Source organism: Pseudomonas sp. QL9, from assembly GCF_041409665.1.
Classification (GTDB): domain Bacteria; phylum Pseudomonadota; class Gammaproteobacteria; order Pseudomonadales; family Pseudomonadaceae; genus Pseudomonas; species Pseudomonas knackmussii.
The window spans coordinates 2443694-2459628 of sequence record NZ_CP166971.1 but is presented as its reverse complement, the minus strand read 5'-3'; the positions used below and the strand labels follow the sequence as shown (position 1 = coordinate 2459628).

Below are 15935 nucleotides of genomic sequence, written 5' to 3'. Positions count from 1 at the left end.
GTCAGGCGCCCTTGTATTCCGACCAGAAGTCGTTCCACTCCTCCAGGCCCTGCTGCACAGGGAGCTGGCGGTAGTGGATGCGTCCTTCGCGGATGTCGTCCATGACGTTGCGCTGGCCCAGCAGCATGCCCTGGCGCTTCGCCTCGGCCGGATCGACCTGGTTGAGCAGCGCCCAGCCGCGCTGGCTGGGGATCAGCGCCGGGTAGGCGAGCATCTTCGCCGACTTCACCTGGCCCTGCGGCGAGGTGATGTACTGGATGAACTTCTTCGCCAGTTCCGGGCTGCGCGCGTTGCGGGCGATGCAGTACGACTCGCTCCACTGCAGGCCGCCTTCCTCGGGGATGACCGTCTTCACTGGCGCGCCGGCGCGCTGCAGCACGCCGGTGATCCAGTCGCCGATGCCGCACATGGCGTGGATCTGGCCGTTCTTCAGCGAAGAGAAGGTGCCGCCGTAGTCGAAGAAGCCACCGATTTGCGGGCGCAGGCTCATCACCTTCTTCTGCACGGCTTGCCAGTGCGCGGCGTCGATGTCGTAGGGCTGCTTGTTGCCGGTATACAGGCTGAGCTGGCCGAGGTTCGGCAGGTGCCAGTCGAAGTGCCCGACCTTGCCTTTCAGGCTGTCGTCCCAGAAGGCCGAGTAGCTGCGCACCTTGGCCTCGGGCACCAGCTGGGTGTTGTAGGCGATGCCGAGGAAACCGAAGCGGATCAGCACCGAATACAGCTGGTTGCCGTCCCAGTGGCCGGGAAAATGCTGGAACTCTGGGAAATAGTCGTCGAACGGATAGTCGGCGGGGTCGAGGCGCTCGATGTAGTCGGCGGCCTTGAGCTGCTGCACGTACTCGGCGTCGGAGAGGATCAGGTCGAAGGTGCCGGGCGGCGACTGCGAGATTAGACCGAGCATGTTGTCGCCACCGGTGTAGTACTTGGCGCGGACCTTGACCCCGTGCTCGCGCTCGAAGTCGGCGACGATGTCCGGTTCGGCGTGCCCGGCCCAGGCCAGGATCACCAGCTCCTTCTCGGCGGCGAAGGCGCTGCGCGTCGGCAGCATGCTGGCCAGCGCCGCGCTGCCGGCGAGGACGCCGGTGCCGATGAGGAAATTGCGTCGTGAAAGGTCGGTACGGTTCTTCATTGTTCTTCTCTCCTGCAGTGTGGAAAGGTGCTGTGCCGTTTGTTCCTGGCCTTCCTGGTGCCTGTCGCTTTGCTCCTGACGTGCGCGTAGAGCCCGCCAGGCGCTTGGCAAGACAGGCAACGGATTCAAGGGGGGGGCTGCTGGCGCTGGGCGCGCCAGGGTCGGGGGACCGCTCTGCGAAGGGCAGGCGGTCTTCTGTTGATGGGCATTGCAGCAGAAGCCGCCGCACGTCTTTTGTCTGAATCCGACCCGAAGTTGGCAGGATTCAGGGGCGCGCGGCGGCCGCGCTCAGTCGGCCATCGGCCGGTACGCCGTTTCGCGCACGCAGAGCATCGCCAGCAGCGCGACGCCCGCCGCGGCGACCAGCATCCAGGCCGGTGCCAGCTTGTTGCCGGTGAGGCTGATCAGCCAGGTGGCGATGAAGGGCGCGGTGCCGCCGAACAGGGCGTTGGCGGTGTTGAAGCTGAAGGCGAAGCCGGTGTAGCGCACGCGGGTCGGGAAGATTTCCGCGAGGAAGCACGGCAGGGTGCCGTCGTTCATCGCCAGCATCAGGCCGAAGCCGATCTGGATCAGCAGGATGAAGGCGAAGGTGGCGCTGCCGAGCAGGCTGAACAGCGGCACGGTGAGCGCCAGGAACAGCAGCGAGGCGGCGACCAGCATGGTCTTGCGGCCGAAGCGGTCGGACAGCTTGCCCATCAGGAAGATGAAGCCGATATAGGTGGCCAGCGACACCGTCGAGGCGAGGAAGGAATCGCTCTCGCTCATGCCCATCTCGGCCGATAGGTAGGTCGGCATGTAGCTGAGGATCAGGTAGAAGGCCACGGCGTTCAGGCAGGTTGCCCCAATGGCTACCAGCAACTGCCGGCGATAGCGGCCGAACAGCAGGCTGATGGGCGCGCGGTGCTCGCCCTGCTTGCTTTCCATGGCCTGCTCCATCTCGCGGAACTTCGGTGTGTCGGCCAGGTGCAGGCGTATGTAGCGGCCGATCAGGCCCAGGGGCGCGGCGAGCAGGAATGGCAGGCGCCAGCCCCATTCGTGCAGCTGGGTGCTGTCGAGGTGGGCGTACAGCTGTGAGGCGAACAGCGAGCCGGCCAGCAGTCCCGCGGCGGTGCTCGCCGGAACCAGGCAGGTGTAGAAGCCGCGCTTGCGGTCGGGGGCGTATTCGGCGAGGAAGGCCGAGGCGCCGGCGTATTCGCCGGAGGCGGAGAAACCCTGCACCAGGCGTATCGCCAGGAGCAGGCCGGGCGCCAGCAGGCCGACCTGGGCGTAGCTGGGCAGCAGAGCGATGCAGAAGGTCGAGCCGGACATGATCAGGATCGACAGCGAGAGCGCGTTGCGGCGTCCGAAGCGGTCGCCGATGTGGCCCCAGACGATGCCGCCGATGGGCCGCACGATGAAGGACAGGGCGAATACCGCGAAGGTGGCGAGCAGCCCGGAAGTCTTGTCGGTCTGCGGGAAGAACACCACGGCGATGACCGCGGCGAGGTAGCCGTAGGCGGCGTAGTCGAACCACTCGACGAAGTTGCCCATGAAGGCCGCCGAGGCGGCTCGGCGCAGCACGCGGCGTTCTTCGCTGAGGGGTGCGCTCATCGACGCGGTGCCGTAGGAAAGGGGTTGCTGGGACAGGCTCATTGCGCACCTCCACGGCAGGCGGCTGCCCGGGGTGCCTGGGATTCAGTGTAGCGACGCGCGTCGCGGGTGTCGGGAGCGCCAGCGGCGCCCGGAGAGAAAGTGACCATTGCCCATACCTCTGTTTTGTTATCGAAATGGCGGTTCGGCAGCGGGTGGTGATAGGTGCGCGGATACGGCTGGGCGCAGGGTTGTTGTTATTCGATCGGCACCGTCCTGAGGGCGGGATGGAGGAAAAGGTGCCGCGCGTCGATGAGTCGACGCGCGGCGGTTTCAGGTCACTTGCGGATGATGTTGCGCTCCGGCCCGTACGGGAACCGGGTGATGTTCTCCGCGCCGTTCTCGGTGACGATCAGGATGTCGTGCTCGCGGTAGCCGCCGGCACCCGGCAGGCCTTCCGGCAGCATGATCATCGGCTCCATCGACACCACCATGCCCGGCTCGAGCACCGTGTCGATGTCCTCGCGCAGCTCCAGGCCCGCCTCGCGGCCGTAGTAGTGGCTGAGGGTGCCGAAGGAGTGGCCGTAGCCGAAGGTGCGGTACTGCAGCACGTCGTGGCGCAGGAAGATTTCGTTCAGTTCCTTGGCGATGTCGCTGCAACGCATGCCCGGCTTGATCAGCTTCAGGCCCGCCTCGTGCACCTCGACGTTGATCTGCCACAGGCGCAGGTGCTCGTCGGAGCAGTGGTCGAGGAACAGGGTGCGCTCCAGCGCGGTGTAGTAGCCGGCGATCATCGGGAAGCAGTTCAGGCTGAGGATGTCGCCCTTGTTCACCTTGCGCGAGGTCACCGGGTTGTGCGCGCCGTCGGTGTTGATGCCGGACTGGAACCAGGTCCAGGTGTCCATCAGCTCGCCGTCGGGGAAGCGCTTGGCGATCTCGCGGACCATGGCCTGGGTCGCGTGCAGCGCCACTTCGTATTCCGGCACCTGGTCGCGCAGGGCTTCGACCACGGCGGCGCCGCCGATGTCGGCGACCTGGGCGCCATGGCGGATGATCGCGTGCTCTTCCGCGGACTTGATCATGCGCATGCGCATGCAGGGCGCGGCGACGTCGACCAACTCGGCGCCGGGGTAGCGCGCGGCCAGCTTGTCGCGGTTCTGCAGGTTCAGGTGGTCGAATTCGATGCCGATGCGGCCGGCCTTGGGCAGTGCCTGCTGGATGGCGACGAAGTAGTTGTCGCGCTGCCAGTCGGTGTAGACGATGTTGTCGCTGCCCTGGGTGCGGCGCCACGGCTGGCCGCCGTCGATGTTGGCGCTGATGCTGACCACGGCGTCCTGGGTCACCACCAGGGCGTAGGGGCGGCCGAAGGAGCAGTAGAGGAAGTCGGAGTAGTAGTTGATGTTGTGGTACGAGGTGAAGACCGCCGCATCGATGTTCTCGGCAGCCAGGTGTGCGCGCAGCTTGGCCTGGCGGTTGGCGTATTCCTGCGCGGAGAAGGTCGAACGGACCTGCTGACCATTGCGGATCCGGAGCGTCTGGGGCATTTGCATGGCGTAAATCCTCGCTGCTTCTTGTCAGTCGACGCGCCTTTCTGGCGGGTCGTTGGATGGCATTGCAGCAGAACCACGGGGCGCTCTTTTGCACGATTCCGACCCGAACTTGGACGTATCCGCTCACCCTTCCGCGGCCCTGGCGGGACGAAAAATCGCAGACGAAAAAAAGGCCCGACGCGTGCTGCCGACACGCGCGGGCCTGTGGTGCAACTCGTTGTCAGGAGGTCAGTGCAGCGCCTGCAGCCGCTCCTGGGTCGGCGGTCGGCCGTAGTGCTCGCGGTAGCAGCGCGCGAAATGCCGCGAGCAGGCGAAGCCGCAGGCCCGGGCGACATCGGTCAGCGGCCGGGCATCGCGGCGCAGCAGCTGGCGCGCGTGGGCCAGGCGCAGGCGCTGGTAGTAGCGCGCCGGGGTGCATTGCAGGTAGCGCTGGAACAGCCGCTCGACCTGGCGCCGGGACAACCCCAGGGTCGCCGCCAGTTGCGTCAGCTCCATGGGCTGGGCGAGGTGTGCGCGCATCAACGCAATAGCGCGCTGCAGACCTGCGTGGGGCGGGCCGCCGGTATTGGACGGGCCCTGGCTGCGTTCGACGTCGAGAATGGCGCGTACCGCTTCGGCCAGCTCGGCGCCTTGGCGGTGACCGATCAGGTGCAGGAGCGCGCTGGCGCTGTCGGGGCCCTCCGTGGCATTCGCCGGACGGCAGCCGTCCGGGCCGCAGAGCACCAGCAGATCCGCCGGTGGGCGCGCCAGCAGCGGCGCCTCGGCGTTCACGCAGAGGCCATTGCCAGCGCGGATCGGCTTGCCGTCGACGCTCAGCAAGGTCCAGCCGAAGCTGCTTTCGCCGGCCAGCAGGTTGGCCTGGCGCAGGGGCTCCAGGGCCAGGGCCAGGGCGAGCAGGTCGAAGCCGTCCTGGAGAAGAAAGTTCACGTGGGCGGATGCGTTCATGGCCGGGTCCTCAACACTCGATGCTGCTGACGGCCAGGCCGCCGCGCGAGGTTTCCTTGTACTTGTCGTGCATGTCGGCGCCGGTGTCGCGCATGGTGCGGATCACCTGGTCGAGGCTGATGAAGTGCTGGCCGTCGCCGCGCAGGGCCATCTGTGCGGCGTTGATGGCCTTCACCGCGGCGATGGCGTTGCGCTCGATGCACGGCACCTGGACCAGCCCGCCGACCGGGTCGCAGGTCAGCCCGAGGTTGTGCTCCAGGCCGATCTCGGCGGCGTTCTCGACCTGCTCGGGGCTGGCCCCGAGGACTTCGGCGAGGCCGGCGGCGGCCATCGCGCAGGCCGAGCCGACTTCGCCCTGGCAACCGACTTCGGCGCCGGAGATCGAGGCGTTCTTCTTACAGAGGATTCCCACCGCGGCGGCGGCGAGGAAGTAATTCACCACGTCGTCGTCGGAGGCATCGGGGTTGAAGCGCATGTAGTAGTGCAGCACCGCCGGGATGATCCCCGCCGCGCCGTTGGTGGGCGCGGTGACCATGCGCCCGCCGGCGGCGTTCTCCTCGTTCACCGCGAGGGCGAACAGGTTGACCCACTCCATGGCGCTCAAGGTCGAGCCGATGACGTTGGGCTTGCCGATCTCCAGCAGGTTGCGGTGCAGGCGCGCGGCGCGGCGCTGCACGTTGAGGCCGCCGGGGAGGATGCCTTCATGACGCAGGCCGGCGTCGACGCAATCGCGCATGGCCTGCCAGATGTGCTTGAGGCCCTCGCGGATCTCGGTCTCGCTGCGCCACATGCGTTCGTTGGCGAGCATCAGCTCGGAGACGCGCAGGTTGTGGCGGCGGCACAGCTGCAGCAGCTCCGCGGCGCTGTCGAAGTCGTAGGGCAGGCGGGTGTGGTCCTGGTCGAGGGCGCCGGAGGCGGCCTGCTCGGCATCGACGACGAAGCCGCCGCCGATGGAGTAGTAGGTGTCTTCGTGCAGCACCTGGCCGCCGGCGTAGGCGAGCAGGGTCATGGCATTGGGGTGGTAGGGCAGGTTCTCGTCGAGCAGGCGCATGTCGCGGACCCAGTCGAAGGGAATGCGCCGCTCGCCGGCCAGGTTCAGCTCGCCGCTGTCGAGCAGGGCGGCCATGCGCGGGGCGATCTGCGTGGGGTCGATGCGGTCCGGCCATTCGCCCATCAGGCCCATGATCACCGCGCGGTCGGTGCCGTGGCCGACGCCGGTGGCGGAGAGCGAGCCGTAGAGCTTCACCTCGATGCGCTCGATGCGGCCGAGCAGCTGGCGCTCGCGCAGGGCGCCGACGTAGAGGGCGGCGGCGCGCATTGGCCCCACCGTGTGCGAACTGGAGGGGCCGATACCGATCTTGAACAGGTCGAACACACTGATGGCCATGCCGGACTCTCCTCGAATGGCAATACCGCTTGTGCCGATTCTCGGTCCGACTGCGACAGCAAAGATGTCCGTTCCCGACCCGAAAATGCACCCATCCACCGGAGCGATCGGCTGCCCGCGGGCGCCGCCAGCAGCTAGAATGCCGCCACTGTCAAAACCGAGGACGCCATGAAACGCTCCCTGATCCTGCTCAGCGCCCTGATGATCGGCGCGACCCTCCACGGCTGCGGCGGTGGTGACGACAAGGCCAAGGCTGCCAAGGCCGCCGTGCCGGCCGACAGTTGCACCGGGCATCCGCTGGAGGTCGCCCTGCCGCCGCAGAAGACCCTGTATGGCTATCCCTTCATCTCGCGCAAGTGCGGCTACAACGACGCCACCCTGGTCTACGGCAACGCCGACGGCAGCCTGCACCTGGAAGTCAGCCTGGTCGACACCGGCATGCCGGCGCCGGCCCAGGACGCCAACAGCGCCCAGGCCATCGCCTACCGCGACGCGCAGAACAAGCTGCGCGACATGACCCACTCCAGCCTCACGCTGCTCAACAAGACCCGCGAAACCGCGCTGCAGAACGGCACCGCGGACAAGTTCGGCGGCGAGGACTACCTGCCGGTGATCGACACCACCCGCATGGGCGACCCGCTCGGCGTGGTAGCACCGGCCAAGGGTGACACTGGCGACGCGACCCTCACCGGTCTGATCAAGGGCCGTTACGTGCTGACCATCACCAGCCCGGACAAGCCCAACGGCGGCAACACCCAGGCCATGCGCCAGCTGTTCGTGCCGATCGTCGAGCAGATGAAGCTGACGGCGCTGCCGTAGGGTGCCGTGGCGCATGACCGCAACGGTCATGCGCCCGAGGCTCTTCGTAGGAGCGAGCTTGCTCGCGAACCTCCCACCGCGAATGCCGAGCCTGTAGGGCGAATAACGCTAGGCGTTATCCGCCATCGTCCTGGCGCCGACGTTTGACGGCGGATAACCACTACGTGGTTATTCGCCCTACGGGATCTCCGTCGCACACGGACATTCCCCTGTAGGAGCGGCCCATGGCCGCGAATCGCGCGCATGGCGCGCTCCTACAATCCCTCCGATTTCGCTACGCTGCCTGCGGATGACTTTTTCCCGAGGCAGCTTTCGATGTTCGACAACTCCCAGCAATTCGCCAGCGACAACTATTCCGGCATCTGCCCGGAAGCCTGGGCGGCCATGGCCGAGGCCAACCGCGGTCATGAACGCGCCTATGGCGACGACCAGTGGACGGCGCGCGCCTCCGATCACTTCCGCGAGCTCTTCGAGACCGACTGCGAGGTGTTCTTCGCCTTCAACGGCACCGCCGCCAACTCCCTGGCCCTGGCTTCGCTGTGCCAGAGCTACCACAGCGTGATCTGCGCCGAGACCGCCCACGTCGAGACCGACGAGTGCGGTGCGCCGGAGTTCTTTTCCAACGGTTCCAAGCTGCTGCTGGCGCGCACCGACGCCCAGGGCAAGCTGACCCCCGAGGCGATCCGCGAGATCGCCCTGAAGCGCCAGGACATCCACTATCCCAAGCCGCGCGTGGTGACCATCACCCAGGCCACCGAAGTCGGCACCGTGTATCGCCCTGAGGAGCTGAAGGCGATCAGCGAAACCTGCCGTGAGCTGGGCCTGCACCTGCACATGGACGGCGCGCGCTTCTCCAACGCCTGCGCCTTCCTCGATGCCTCGCCGGCCGAGCTGACCTGGAAGTCCGGCGTCGAGGTGCTCTGCTTCGGCGGCACCAAGAACGGCATGGCGGTGGGCGAGGCCATCCTGTTCTTCAACCGCGAGCTGGCCGAAGGCTTCGACTACCGCTGCAAGCAGGCCGGCCAGCTGGCCTCGAAGATGCGCTTCCTCGCCGCGCCCTGGGTCGGCGTGCTGCAGGACGACGCCTGGATGCACTACGCCAGGCACGCCAACCAGAGCGCGCGCCTGCTGGTACAACTGGTCGCCGACGTGCCGGGCGTGAGCCTGATGTTCCCGGTGGAGGCCAACGGCGTGTTCCTGCAGATGTCGGAGCCGGCGCTGGAAGCCCTGCGCCAGCGCGGCTGGCGCTTCTACACCTTCATCGGCGCCGGCGGTGCGCGCTTCATGTGCTCCTGGGACACCGACACCGCGCGGGTCGAGGCGCTGGCGCAGGACATTCGCGCTGTGATGGGCGCTGCCGCCTGAGTTGTCCACGGAATCCGTGGAAATCCCTGTGCGCAGCCTGTGGCCGGGCTGTGCGCAGAGCGCTGCAGGCCCCGTCACGCCTGGCTTTGGGGCAATCGACGAAGAGCTGTTCGACGCCGTGAAAGTTGCCCCCGAAAGCTGTTGGCCCTTCTGTGGATAAGGTGTGAGTGAACGGCGCCCGGGCAGGTCCTTCAGGGCGTGCGCCGGGCTGTACGTTTTTTGACCTTGTTTTTGATGATCGCCTTGATTTTCAAGGCTTTGCGAAAGCGCGGCGAATGCCTCGCAGTTGCCCACAGTGGCTGTGGAGCGGACTGCCGGAAAGCTGTGGATAAGCTGTCGGTGGATAGCTGCAGCACGCATGTTCCGTGAGCTCCGGCTGAGTGCTCAAAAATTCACCAAAAGCCCGTGGTAAAGGGGAACGGTTGGAAATTCGGCGAAAACCATCCAGCCGGCTGTCCACGGAAGCTGTGGGTCCGCTTGTGATAAAGCTGTGGATAAGGTTCGCTCGGACAGGCCTCGCGGGGCCTCCCGGGGATTGCTCGAAAAACCACCACGAAAATCGCTGAAAAGCCCGTGCGACGTGGCCTTCGATTGGCATCGGCAAGTGCCTTCGGCTTGTCCACAAGCGCTGTGGAGACGCACTTCAGCAAGCTGTGGAAAACCTGTGCCGAAAGCGCTGCCATGTGCATGCCTGCTGGGGCGCGCGCGGCTGGCGATTTTTTGCCCAGGATGCGCCGGATGGCCTGCCTATACTTCCCGGTACCCCTGCCTCGGGAGGTTTCCCATGTCGAACTATTCGGTCGAACAGATCCGCACGGTCGCCCTGGTCGGCCATGGCGACACCGGCAAGACACTGCTCGCCGAAGCCCTGCTGCAGCGCAGTGGCGCCATCCCCGCGATGGGCTCGCTGGAGCGCGGCGACACCCTGTGCGACGCCGATCCCATGGAGCGCGACTACCACCACTCGCTGTCTGCGGCGCTAGTCCACCTCAGCCATGGCGACGCGCATATCCAACTGATCGATACCCCCGGCTTCCCCGATTTCATTGGCCACGCGCTGTCGGCGCTGGCGGCGGTGGATACCGCCCTGGTGGTGGTGAATGCGCAGAACGGCATCGAACTGAACACCCGGCGCATGATGCATTGGGCCGGCGAGCGCGGCCTGTGCCGGATGCTGGTAGTGAACAAGATCGATGCCGAACGCGTTGACCTCGCCGGCCTGTTGGCCGACCTGCGCGAAGCCTTCGGCAAGGAAGTGCTGCCGCTGAACCTGCCGGCCGGTGGCGGTACGCGGGTTTCCGACTGCTTCTTCGCGCCGGACGGCGATGCCGATTTCTCTTCGGTCGAGGAGGCGCACCAGGCGCTGGTCGACCAGGTCGTCGAGGTCGATGAGGAATTGATGGCGCGTTACCTGGAACAGGGCTCGATCCAGCCGGAGGAGTTGCACGAGCCCTTCGAGCGGGCACTGCGCGAAGGGCACCTGATTCCCCTGTGCTTCGTCTCGGCGCGCAGTGGCGCCGGAGTGGGTGAGCTGCTCGACGTGCTGGCGCGCCTGGCGCCGAACCCGACCGAGGGCAATCCGCCGCTGTTCGAACGGGTCGACGAGGCCGGTGGGGTGACTGCGTTCCGCTCGCGCCCCGATCCCGATGCCCATGTGCTGGCCCACGTGTTCAAGGTGGTGATCGACCCTTTCGTGGGGCGCATGGGCGTCTTCCGTGTGCACCAGGGCACCGTGCGCCGCGACATGCAGCTGTTCGCCGGCGATGGTCGCAAGCCGTTCAAGGTCGGCCACTTGCTGCGCCTGCAGGGCCGGCGGCATGAAGAGGTGCCGCAGCTGATCCCCGGTGACTTCGGCGCGCTGACCAAGATCGACGAGCTGGAGTTCGATGTGGTCCTGCATGACTCCCATGACGAGGACCACATCCGCCTGCAGCCACTGGACTTCCCCGTGCCCATGCAGGGCCTGGCCATCGAGGCGAGCCGCCGCGGCGACGAGCAGCGCCTGGCCGAGGTGCTGCAGCGCCTGCTGGCCGAAGACCCCTGCGTGCGCCTGGACTACAACGCCTCGACCCAGGAAACCGTGCTGCGCGGCATGGGCGAGTTGCATCTGCGCTACCTGCTGGAGCGCCTGACCGGCAGCTACAAGCTGGAAGTCAGCACTCGCCCGCCGAGCGTGCCCTACCGGGAAACCGCGACGCGCCCGGCCGAAGGCCACAGCCGGCACAAGAAGCAGACCGGCGGCGCCGGGCAGTTCGGCGAGGTCTTCCTGCGCATCGAGCCTCTGCCGCGCGGGGCCGGCTTCGAGTTCGTCGATGCGATCAAGGGCGGGGTGATCCCCGGGCAGTTCATTCCCTCGGTGGAGAAGGGCGTGCGCTCGGCACTGGCCGCAGGCCCGCTTGCCGGCTTCCCGGTGGAGGACGTGAAGGTCACGGTGTACGACGGCAAGAGCCACTCGGTGGACTCCAAGGACATCGCCTTCCAGAACGCCGGGCGCAAGGCCATGCTCGACGCCCTGCGCAATGCCGGCGGCATGGTGCTGGAGCCGGTGGTGAGCATCGCGGTGACAACGCCCGATGCCAACCTCGGCGATATCACCGCCGACCTCACCGGCCGCCGCGGCCAGGTGCTGGGTACCGAGCCGCTGTCGGCGCGCGTGGCCATGGTGCGCGGCCAGGTGCCGCTGGCGGAGCTGGACGGCTACGCCAACCGGCTGAAGTCGATCACCGCCGGGCAGGGCTTCTACACCCTGGAGGCAAGCCACTACAGCGCCGTGCCGCAGGATGTGCAGCAGCGGCTGTCCAGCGGCTACAAGGCGGTGCAGGAAGAAGACTGATCCAGGACAAGCCATCGCTTGTCGGCAAGGCGTTGAATGGACTCGACGCCCTGCCTGTGGACAACTTCACCATGGCCAAGAAATTCCCCCTGAACCCCAGCCACCCCGAGCGCATCTGCTGGGGTTGCGACCGCTATTGTCCGGCCAATGCCATGGGCTGCGGCAACGGCGCCAGCCGCACCCAGCATCCGGTGGAAGTATTCGGCGAGGACTGGGCCGATGATGCCGGCTGGGGGCTCGACGCCGCTCCATTGCCGGCCCCCGAACCGCGCACCGAGCGCTAGGACGACACCTTGCCGCAGCAGCGCGCCAGCAGGGCTTCGAGGTTGAGGTCGGGCATGGCGCAGGCGCGCAGCGCGCTGACTGTCTGCTCGACATAGTCGCGCGTGGTGCCGAAGTGGCCCTGGGCGCTCTCGAAAACGCGCTGCACGATGCAGTCCGGCAGCGAGCCGGCGTAGCTGGGCAGGTGGCGCTCGAGGACGAAACCCAGCGCGCGTACCCGGCTACCGTCGTCCAGGCGGCAGCTCAGCCATTCCGGGCGGTAGGAGGCGTAGGGCATTTCGCGCTGCCAGAGGGCGAAAAGGTTGGCGTCGAGCCCGTCGTCGGGCAGCCGGTAGGCGAAGCCCGAGCAGGAACCGCCGCGATCAAGACCAAGCACCAGGCCGGGCATTTCCGGCGTGCCACGGTGCGTCAGCGACCACAGGTAGAGCCCGCGGTGGTAGCCATGCACCCGCGCGCGGCGGGCCTCGGCCACCGGGAACTCCGGGCGCCAGATGAGCGAGCCATAGGCGAACAGCCAGACGGGCCCGCCGCCGTGGTCGGCCATGGTGATTTCCAGCGAGGCGCGCAACTGCTCCGCGCTGTGTCGTTCCGGTGCCCCCAGCACCGGCGGATAGAAGGGATCGTCGGGCGTATCGGACGAATTCATGCGTAACCCCCCAGCTACAACACGCTGTCAGAAAAGTTAGCGGATGTAGGAATCTGACTGAAGGGGTTGCCCGGCAAGACACCTTTAACCGGACGAATGGTGGGGAAAAGAAGAAAAAAGGCCGCTCTCCCCTGCCTGAGTATGGAAAAGCGGCCTGAAAACAACTTCTGAAGGCCCTTTATAGAGGCTGCGTATTGCAGCGGTTTTACAGCCGAAACCGTCAGACCTGGCTTTCAGACATAAAAAAGCCCGACGCTGAGGTCGGGCTTCTTCGGTAGGACGGGTCGTACAGGCGATCAGAACGCCGGGACCACGGCGCCCTTGTACTTGTCCTGGATGAATTTCTTCACTTCCGGGCTGTGCATGGCGGCGGCCAGTTTCTGCATGGCGGCGCTGTCCTTGTTGTCCGGACGGGCGACCAGGATGTTCACGTAGGGCGAGTCGGAACCCTCGATGGCCAGGGCGTCCTTGGTCGGGTTCAGCTTGGCTTCCAGCGCGTAGTTGGTGTTGATCAGCGCCAGGTCGACCTGGTTCAGCATGCGCGGCAGGGTCGCGGCTTCCAGTTCACGCACCTTGATCTTCTTCGGGTTGCCGACGATGTCCTTCGGGGTGGCGGTAATGCTCTTGTCGTCCTTGAGGGTTATCAGGCCGACCTTGGCCAGCAGCAGCAGGGCGCGGCCGCCGTTGGTGGCGTCGTTGGGGATGACCACGCTGGCGCCTTCGGGCAGCTGATCCAGCTTCTTGTACTTGCTGGAGTAGGCGCCCAGCGGCTCGATGTGCACGCCGGTGACGGCGACCAGGTCGGTGCCCTTGGACTTGTTGAACTCGGTCAGGTACGGCTGGTGCTGGAAGAAGTTGGCGTCCAGGTGCTTCTCGGCGACCTGGGTGTTCGGCTGCACGTAGTCGGTGAATTCCTTGACCTTCAGCTCCACGCCTTCTTTGGCCAGCATGGGTTTGACGAAGTTGAGGATCTCCGCGTGCGGAACCGGGGTAGCGGCGACGCTCAGGGTGTCGGCGGCCTGGGCCAGCGGGGCCGAGATGGCCGCGGCGGCGGCGAAGGCGGCAAGCAGTTTTTTCATTGTTCGCTCCTTTTGGGACTTTTTCTGTGCCCGCGGATGGCGGGCCTTGCGGTTATTTGCGGGAAAAATGGACCACCAGCTTGTCGCCGACGGTCTGCAGGACCTGCACCAGCACCACCAGCATGACGACGGTGAGCAGCATCACATCGTCCTGGAAGCGTTGGTAGCCATAACGGATCGCCAAGTCGCCGAGGCCGCCGGCACCGACCACGCCGGCCATCGCGGTGTAGGACACCAGGGTGATGGCGGTGACGGTGATGGCGGCGATGATGCCCGGACGGGCTTCCGGCAACAGGGCGTTGACGATGATCTGGCGAGTGCTGGCGCCCATCGCCTGGGTCGCTTCGATGATGCCCTTGTCGACTTCGCGCAGCGCGGTTTCCACCAGGCGCGCGAAGAACGGCGTGGCGCCCACCACCAGCGGAGGGATGGCGCCAGCGACACCGAGCGAGGTGCCGACCAGCAGCAGCGTCACCGGGATCAGCACGATCAGCAGGATGATGAAGGGCAGCGAGCGCAGCACGTTGACCACGAACGCCAGCACGCCGTAGATGCCGCGGTTGGCGAACATCTGCTTGGGCCCGGTGAGGAACAGCAGCACGCCCAGCGGCAGGCCGAGGATCACGGTGAACAGCAGCGAGCCGCCGAGCATCCAGAAGGTATCGAGGGTGGCCTGGAGGATCTCCGACCAGTCGATGTTCACGAAGAAGTCGCTCATGCGCGCAGTACCTCCACATGGACTTCGGCGGCGTTCAGCTGGCCCATGGCGGCGTCGATGTCACCGCCGACCAGCGCCAGGGTCAGCTGCCCGTAGGGTTGGTCCTTGATGCGGTCGATGCGCCCGGCAAGGATGCTGTAGTCCACGCCGGTCTGGCGCGCGACGGTGCCGAGCAGCGGGGCGTAGGTCGCTTCGCCGCGGAAGGTCAGGCGCAGGATGCGCCCAGGGACGTGGGCGAAGTCGTCGTGCTGCTCGTCCTCGTCGACCCGCTCGGCCTCGAAGACGAAGCGCCGGGTGGTGTCGTGCTGTGGGTGCAGGAAGACGTCGGCCACATCGCCCTGTTCGACGATGCGCCCGCCGTCCATCACCGCGACGCGGTCGCAGACGCGGCGGATCACGTCCATCTCGTGGGTGATCAGGACGATGGTCAGGTTCAGCTCGCGGTTGATCTCCGCCAGCAGTTGCAGGACCTGGCCGGTGGTCTGCGGGTCGAGGGCGCTGGTGGCCTCGTCGCAGAGCAGCAGCTTGGGCCGGCAGGCGAGGGCGCGGGCGATGCCGACGCGCTGCTTCTGGCCGCCGGACAGCTGCGCCGGGTACTTGCGGGCATGGGCTTCGAGGCCCACGCGCTTGAGCAGTTCGTCGACCCGCGTGGCGATCTCGGCGGCGCTGTAGCTGCCGGCGAGCTTCATCGGCATGGCGATGTTCTCGGCGACGGTCTTGGAGGCCAGCAGGTTGAAGTGCTGGAAGATCATCCCGACGCTCTGGCGGAAGCGGCGCAGGCCGTTGGCGTCGAGGGCGGTGATGTCCTCGCCGTCGATGACGATGCGCCCGCCGCTGGGCTCTTCGAGGCGGTTGATCAGGCGCAGCAGTGTGCTCTTGCCGGCGCCGGAGTGGCCGATCAGGCCGAACACCTGGCCGGCTTCGATGCTCAGCCGGGTCGGCTGCAGGGCCGGGATGTCGCGTCCGGCGACGCGGTAGGTCTTGTGGACGTCGTGGAATTCGATCACGTGGCGAACCTTGTGGGTGCGTCGATGTGGGGAAGGGGTCGGCTGCCGGGTCGTCTCTGGCAATCGAGCATAGGCGGTCAGCCAAAACCGGGCATTTTACCCTGCTTTTCTTATGGCTGATTAATCTTTGTTCAGATAAGCACTGAGCAAATTGGAATAAGGCGGGATAAAGCGGCTACTTCGAGGGCAAGGCGCGCCTCAGGGCGCGCACTTGACCGGGCTGGCTTCGGCCGGATGGGCGATGCCGTTGACGTCGGCGGCCAGCGCCGGCGCTTTGGGCATCAGCGAGCGAGCACGCGCCAGGGCGTTGGTGGCGCCGTTGACGTCACCGGCCTGCAGGGCCTCGCGGCTGCGCTTGATGTAGGCGTCGGCCAGGCGCTGGCGGCGTTCGGCCAGTTGCGCGGCGTTTTCGTGTTCCTGGCCCAGTTGCAGTTGCGCCTGTTCCAGCTGGCCGGCGGCCAGGGAGCTTTCGAAGGCGCTGGCGGCCGGCGCCGGAGCCTGGGTGGACTGGCTCTGGCAGGCACCCAGCAGCAGGGCGACGGAGAGAATGGACAGCACGCGGAGGGCGAGCGACTTCATGCCTTGGGCTCTCGATTGATCAAAAAA

Annotated in this window: 14 protein-coding genes; 4 read left to right on the top strand and 10 right to left on the bottom strand. The window is 66.5% G+C overall.

Annotation, left to right across the window (positions count from 1 at the left end; all coding sequences use genetic code 11):
- Position 1: 1 nt before the first annotated feature.
- The 5 genes from ACA097_RS11680 to ACA097_RS11660 all read right to left on the bottom strand — a co-directional run bounded on the left by ACA097_RS11680 (position 2) and on the right by ACA097_RS11660 (position 6580).
- Positions 2–1129 carry an extracellular solute-binding protein gene (locus tag ACA097_RS11680; protein WP_043248251.1) on the bottom strand — a complete coding sequence of 376 codons (1128 nt, stop codon included), beginning with the start codon at positions 1127–1129 and terminating at the stop codon, positions 2–4.
- Positions 1130–1417: 288 nt separating this feature from the next.
- Complete coding sequence (locus tag ACA097_RS11675) at positions 1418–2761, bottom strand: MFS transporter (protein ID WP_371370204.1); 1344 nt, start codon at positions 2759–2761, stop codon at positions 1418–1420.
- 275 nt (positions 2762–3036) lie between these two features.
- Positions 3037–4248, bottom strand: coding sequence for a M24 family metallopeptidase (locus tag ACA097_RS11670; protein ID WP_043248253.1), 1212 nt, complete (start codon positions 4246–4248; stop codon positions 3037–3039).
- A gap of 228 nt (positions 4249–4476) precedes the next feature.
- A complete protein-coding gene (locus ACA097_RS11665; RefSeq protein WP_160285502.1) occupies positions 4477–5193 on the bottom strand; it encodes a GlxA family transcriptional regulator in 717 nt (238 codons plus the stop codon).
- Positions 5194–5203: 10 nt separating this feature from the next.
- Entirely contained in the window at positions 5204–6580 is a 1377-nt protein-coding gene (locus ACA097_RS11660; protein WP_160285503.1) for an L-serine ammonia-lyase, read from the bottom strand.
- A gap of 168 nt (positions 6581–6748) precedes the next feature.
- Between ACA097_RS11660 and ACA097_RS11655 the strand changes: the two genes are divergently transcribed.
- From ACA097_RS11655 to ACA097_RS11640, 4 genes are all read left to right on the top strand, one after another.
- Positions 6749–7399, top strand: coding sequence for a hypothetical protein (locus ACA097_RS11655; RefSeq protein ID WP_160285504.1), 651 nt, complete (start codon positions 6749–6751; stop codon positions 7397–7399).
- Positions 7400–7714: 315 nt separating this feature from the next.
- Positions 7715–8764 (top strand): low specificity L-threonine aldolase, encoded by a 1050-nt coding sequence (locus tag ACA097_RS11650; protein WP_371370203.1) that lies wholly within the window; start codon positions 7715–7717, stop codon positions 8762–8764.
- Positions 8765–9548: 784 nt separating this feature from the next.
- Complete coding sequence (fusA, locus tag ACA097_RS11645) at positions 9549–11597, top strand: elongation factor G (protein WP_371370202.1); 2049 nt, start codon at positions 9549–9551, stop codon at positions 11595–11597.
- Between the two features lie 71 nt (positions 11598–11668).
- The gene (locus tag ACA097_RS11640) at positions 11669–11881 is read left to right on the top strand and encodes a DUF3079 domain-containing protein (RefSeq protein ID WP_043256795.1); all 213 of its coding nucleotides are present in this window, start codon (positions 11669–11671) and stop codon (positions 11879–11881) included.
- On the opposite strand, the gene ACA097_RS11635 is transcribed toward ACA097_RS11640, so the two are convergent.
- The 5 genes from ACA097_RS11635 to ACA097_RS11615 all read right to left on the bottom strand — a co-directional run bounded on the left by ACA097_RS11635 (position 11878) and on the right by ACA097_RS11615 (position 15908).
- Positions 11878–12525 (bottom strand): gamma-glutamylcyclotransferase, encoded by a 648-nt coding sequence (locus tag ACA097_RS11635; protein WP_371370201.1) that lies wholly within the window; start codon positions 12523–12525, stop codon positions 11878–11880. The genes ACA097_RS11640 and ACA097_RS11635 overlap by 4 nt on opposite strands.
- Positions 12526–12821: 296 nt before the next feature.
- The gene (locus ACA097_RS11630) at positions 12822–13604 is read right to left on the bottom strand and encodes a MetQ/NlpA family ABC transporter substrate-binding protein (protein ID WP_371370200.1); all 783 of its coding nucleotides are present in this window, start codon (positions 13602–13604) and stop codon (positions 12822–12824) included.
- 52 nt (positions 13605–13656) lie between these two features.
- Entirely contained in the window at positions 13657–14322 is a 666-nt protein-coding gene (locus ACA097_RS11625; protein ID WP_043248265.1) for a methionine ABC transporter permease, read from the bottom strand.
- Positions 14319–15329 carry a methionine ABC transporter ATP-binding protein gene (locus ACA097_RS11620; RefSeq protein WP_371370199.1) on the bottom strand — a complete coding sequence of 337 codons (1011 nt, stop codon included), beginning with the start codon at positions 15327–15329 and terminating at the stop codon, positions 14319–14321. The genes ACA097_RS11625 and ACA097_RS11620 overlap by 4 nt, the downstream gene beginning before the upstream one ends.
- A 198-nt stretch (positions 15330–15527) precedes the next feature.
- Complete coding sequence (locus ACA097_RS11615; RefSeq protein WP_371370198.1) at positions 15528–15908, bottom strand: hypothetical protein; 381 nt, start codon at positions 15906–15908, stop codon at positions 15528–15530.
- Positions 15909–15935: the final 27 nt, after the last annotated feature.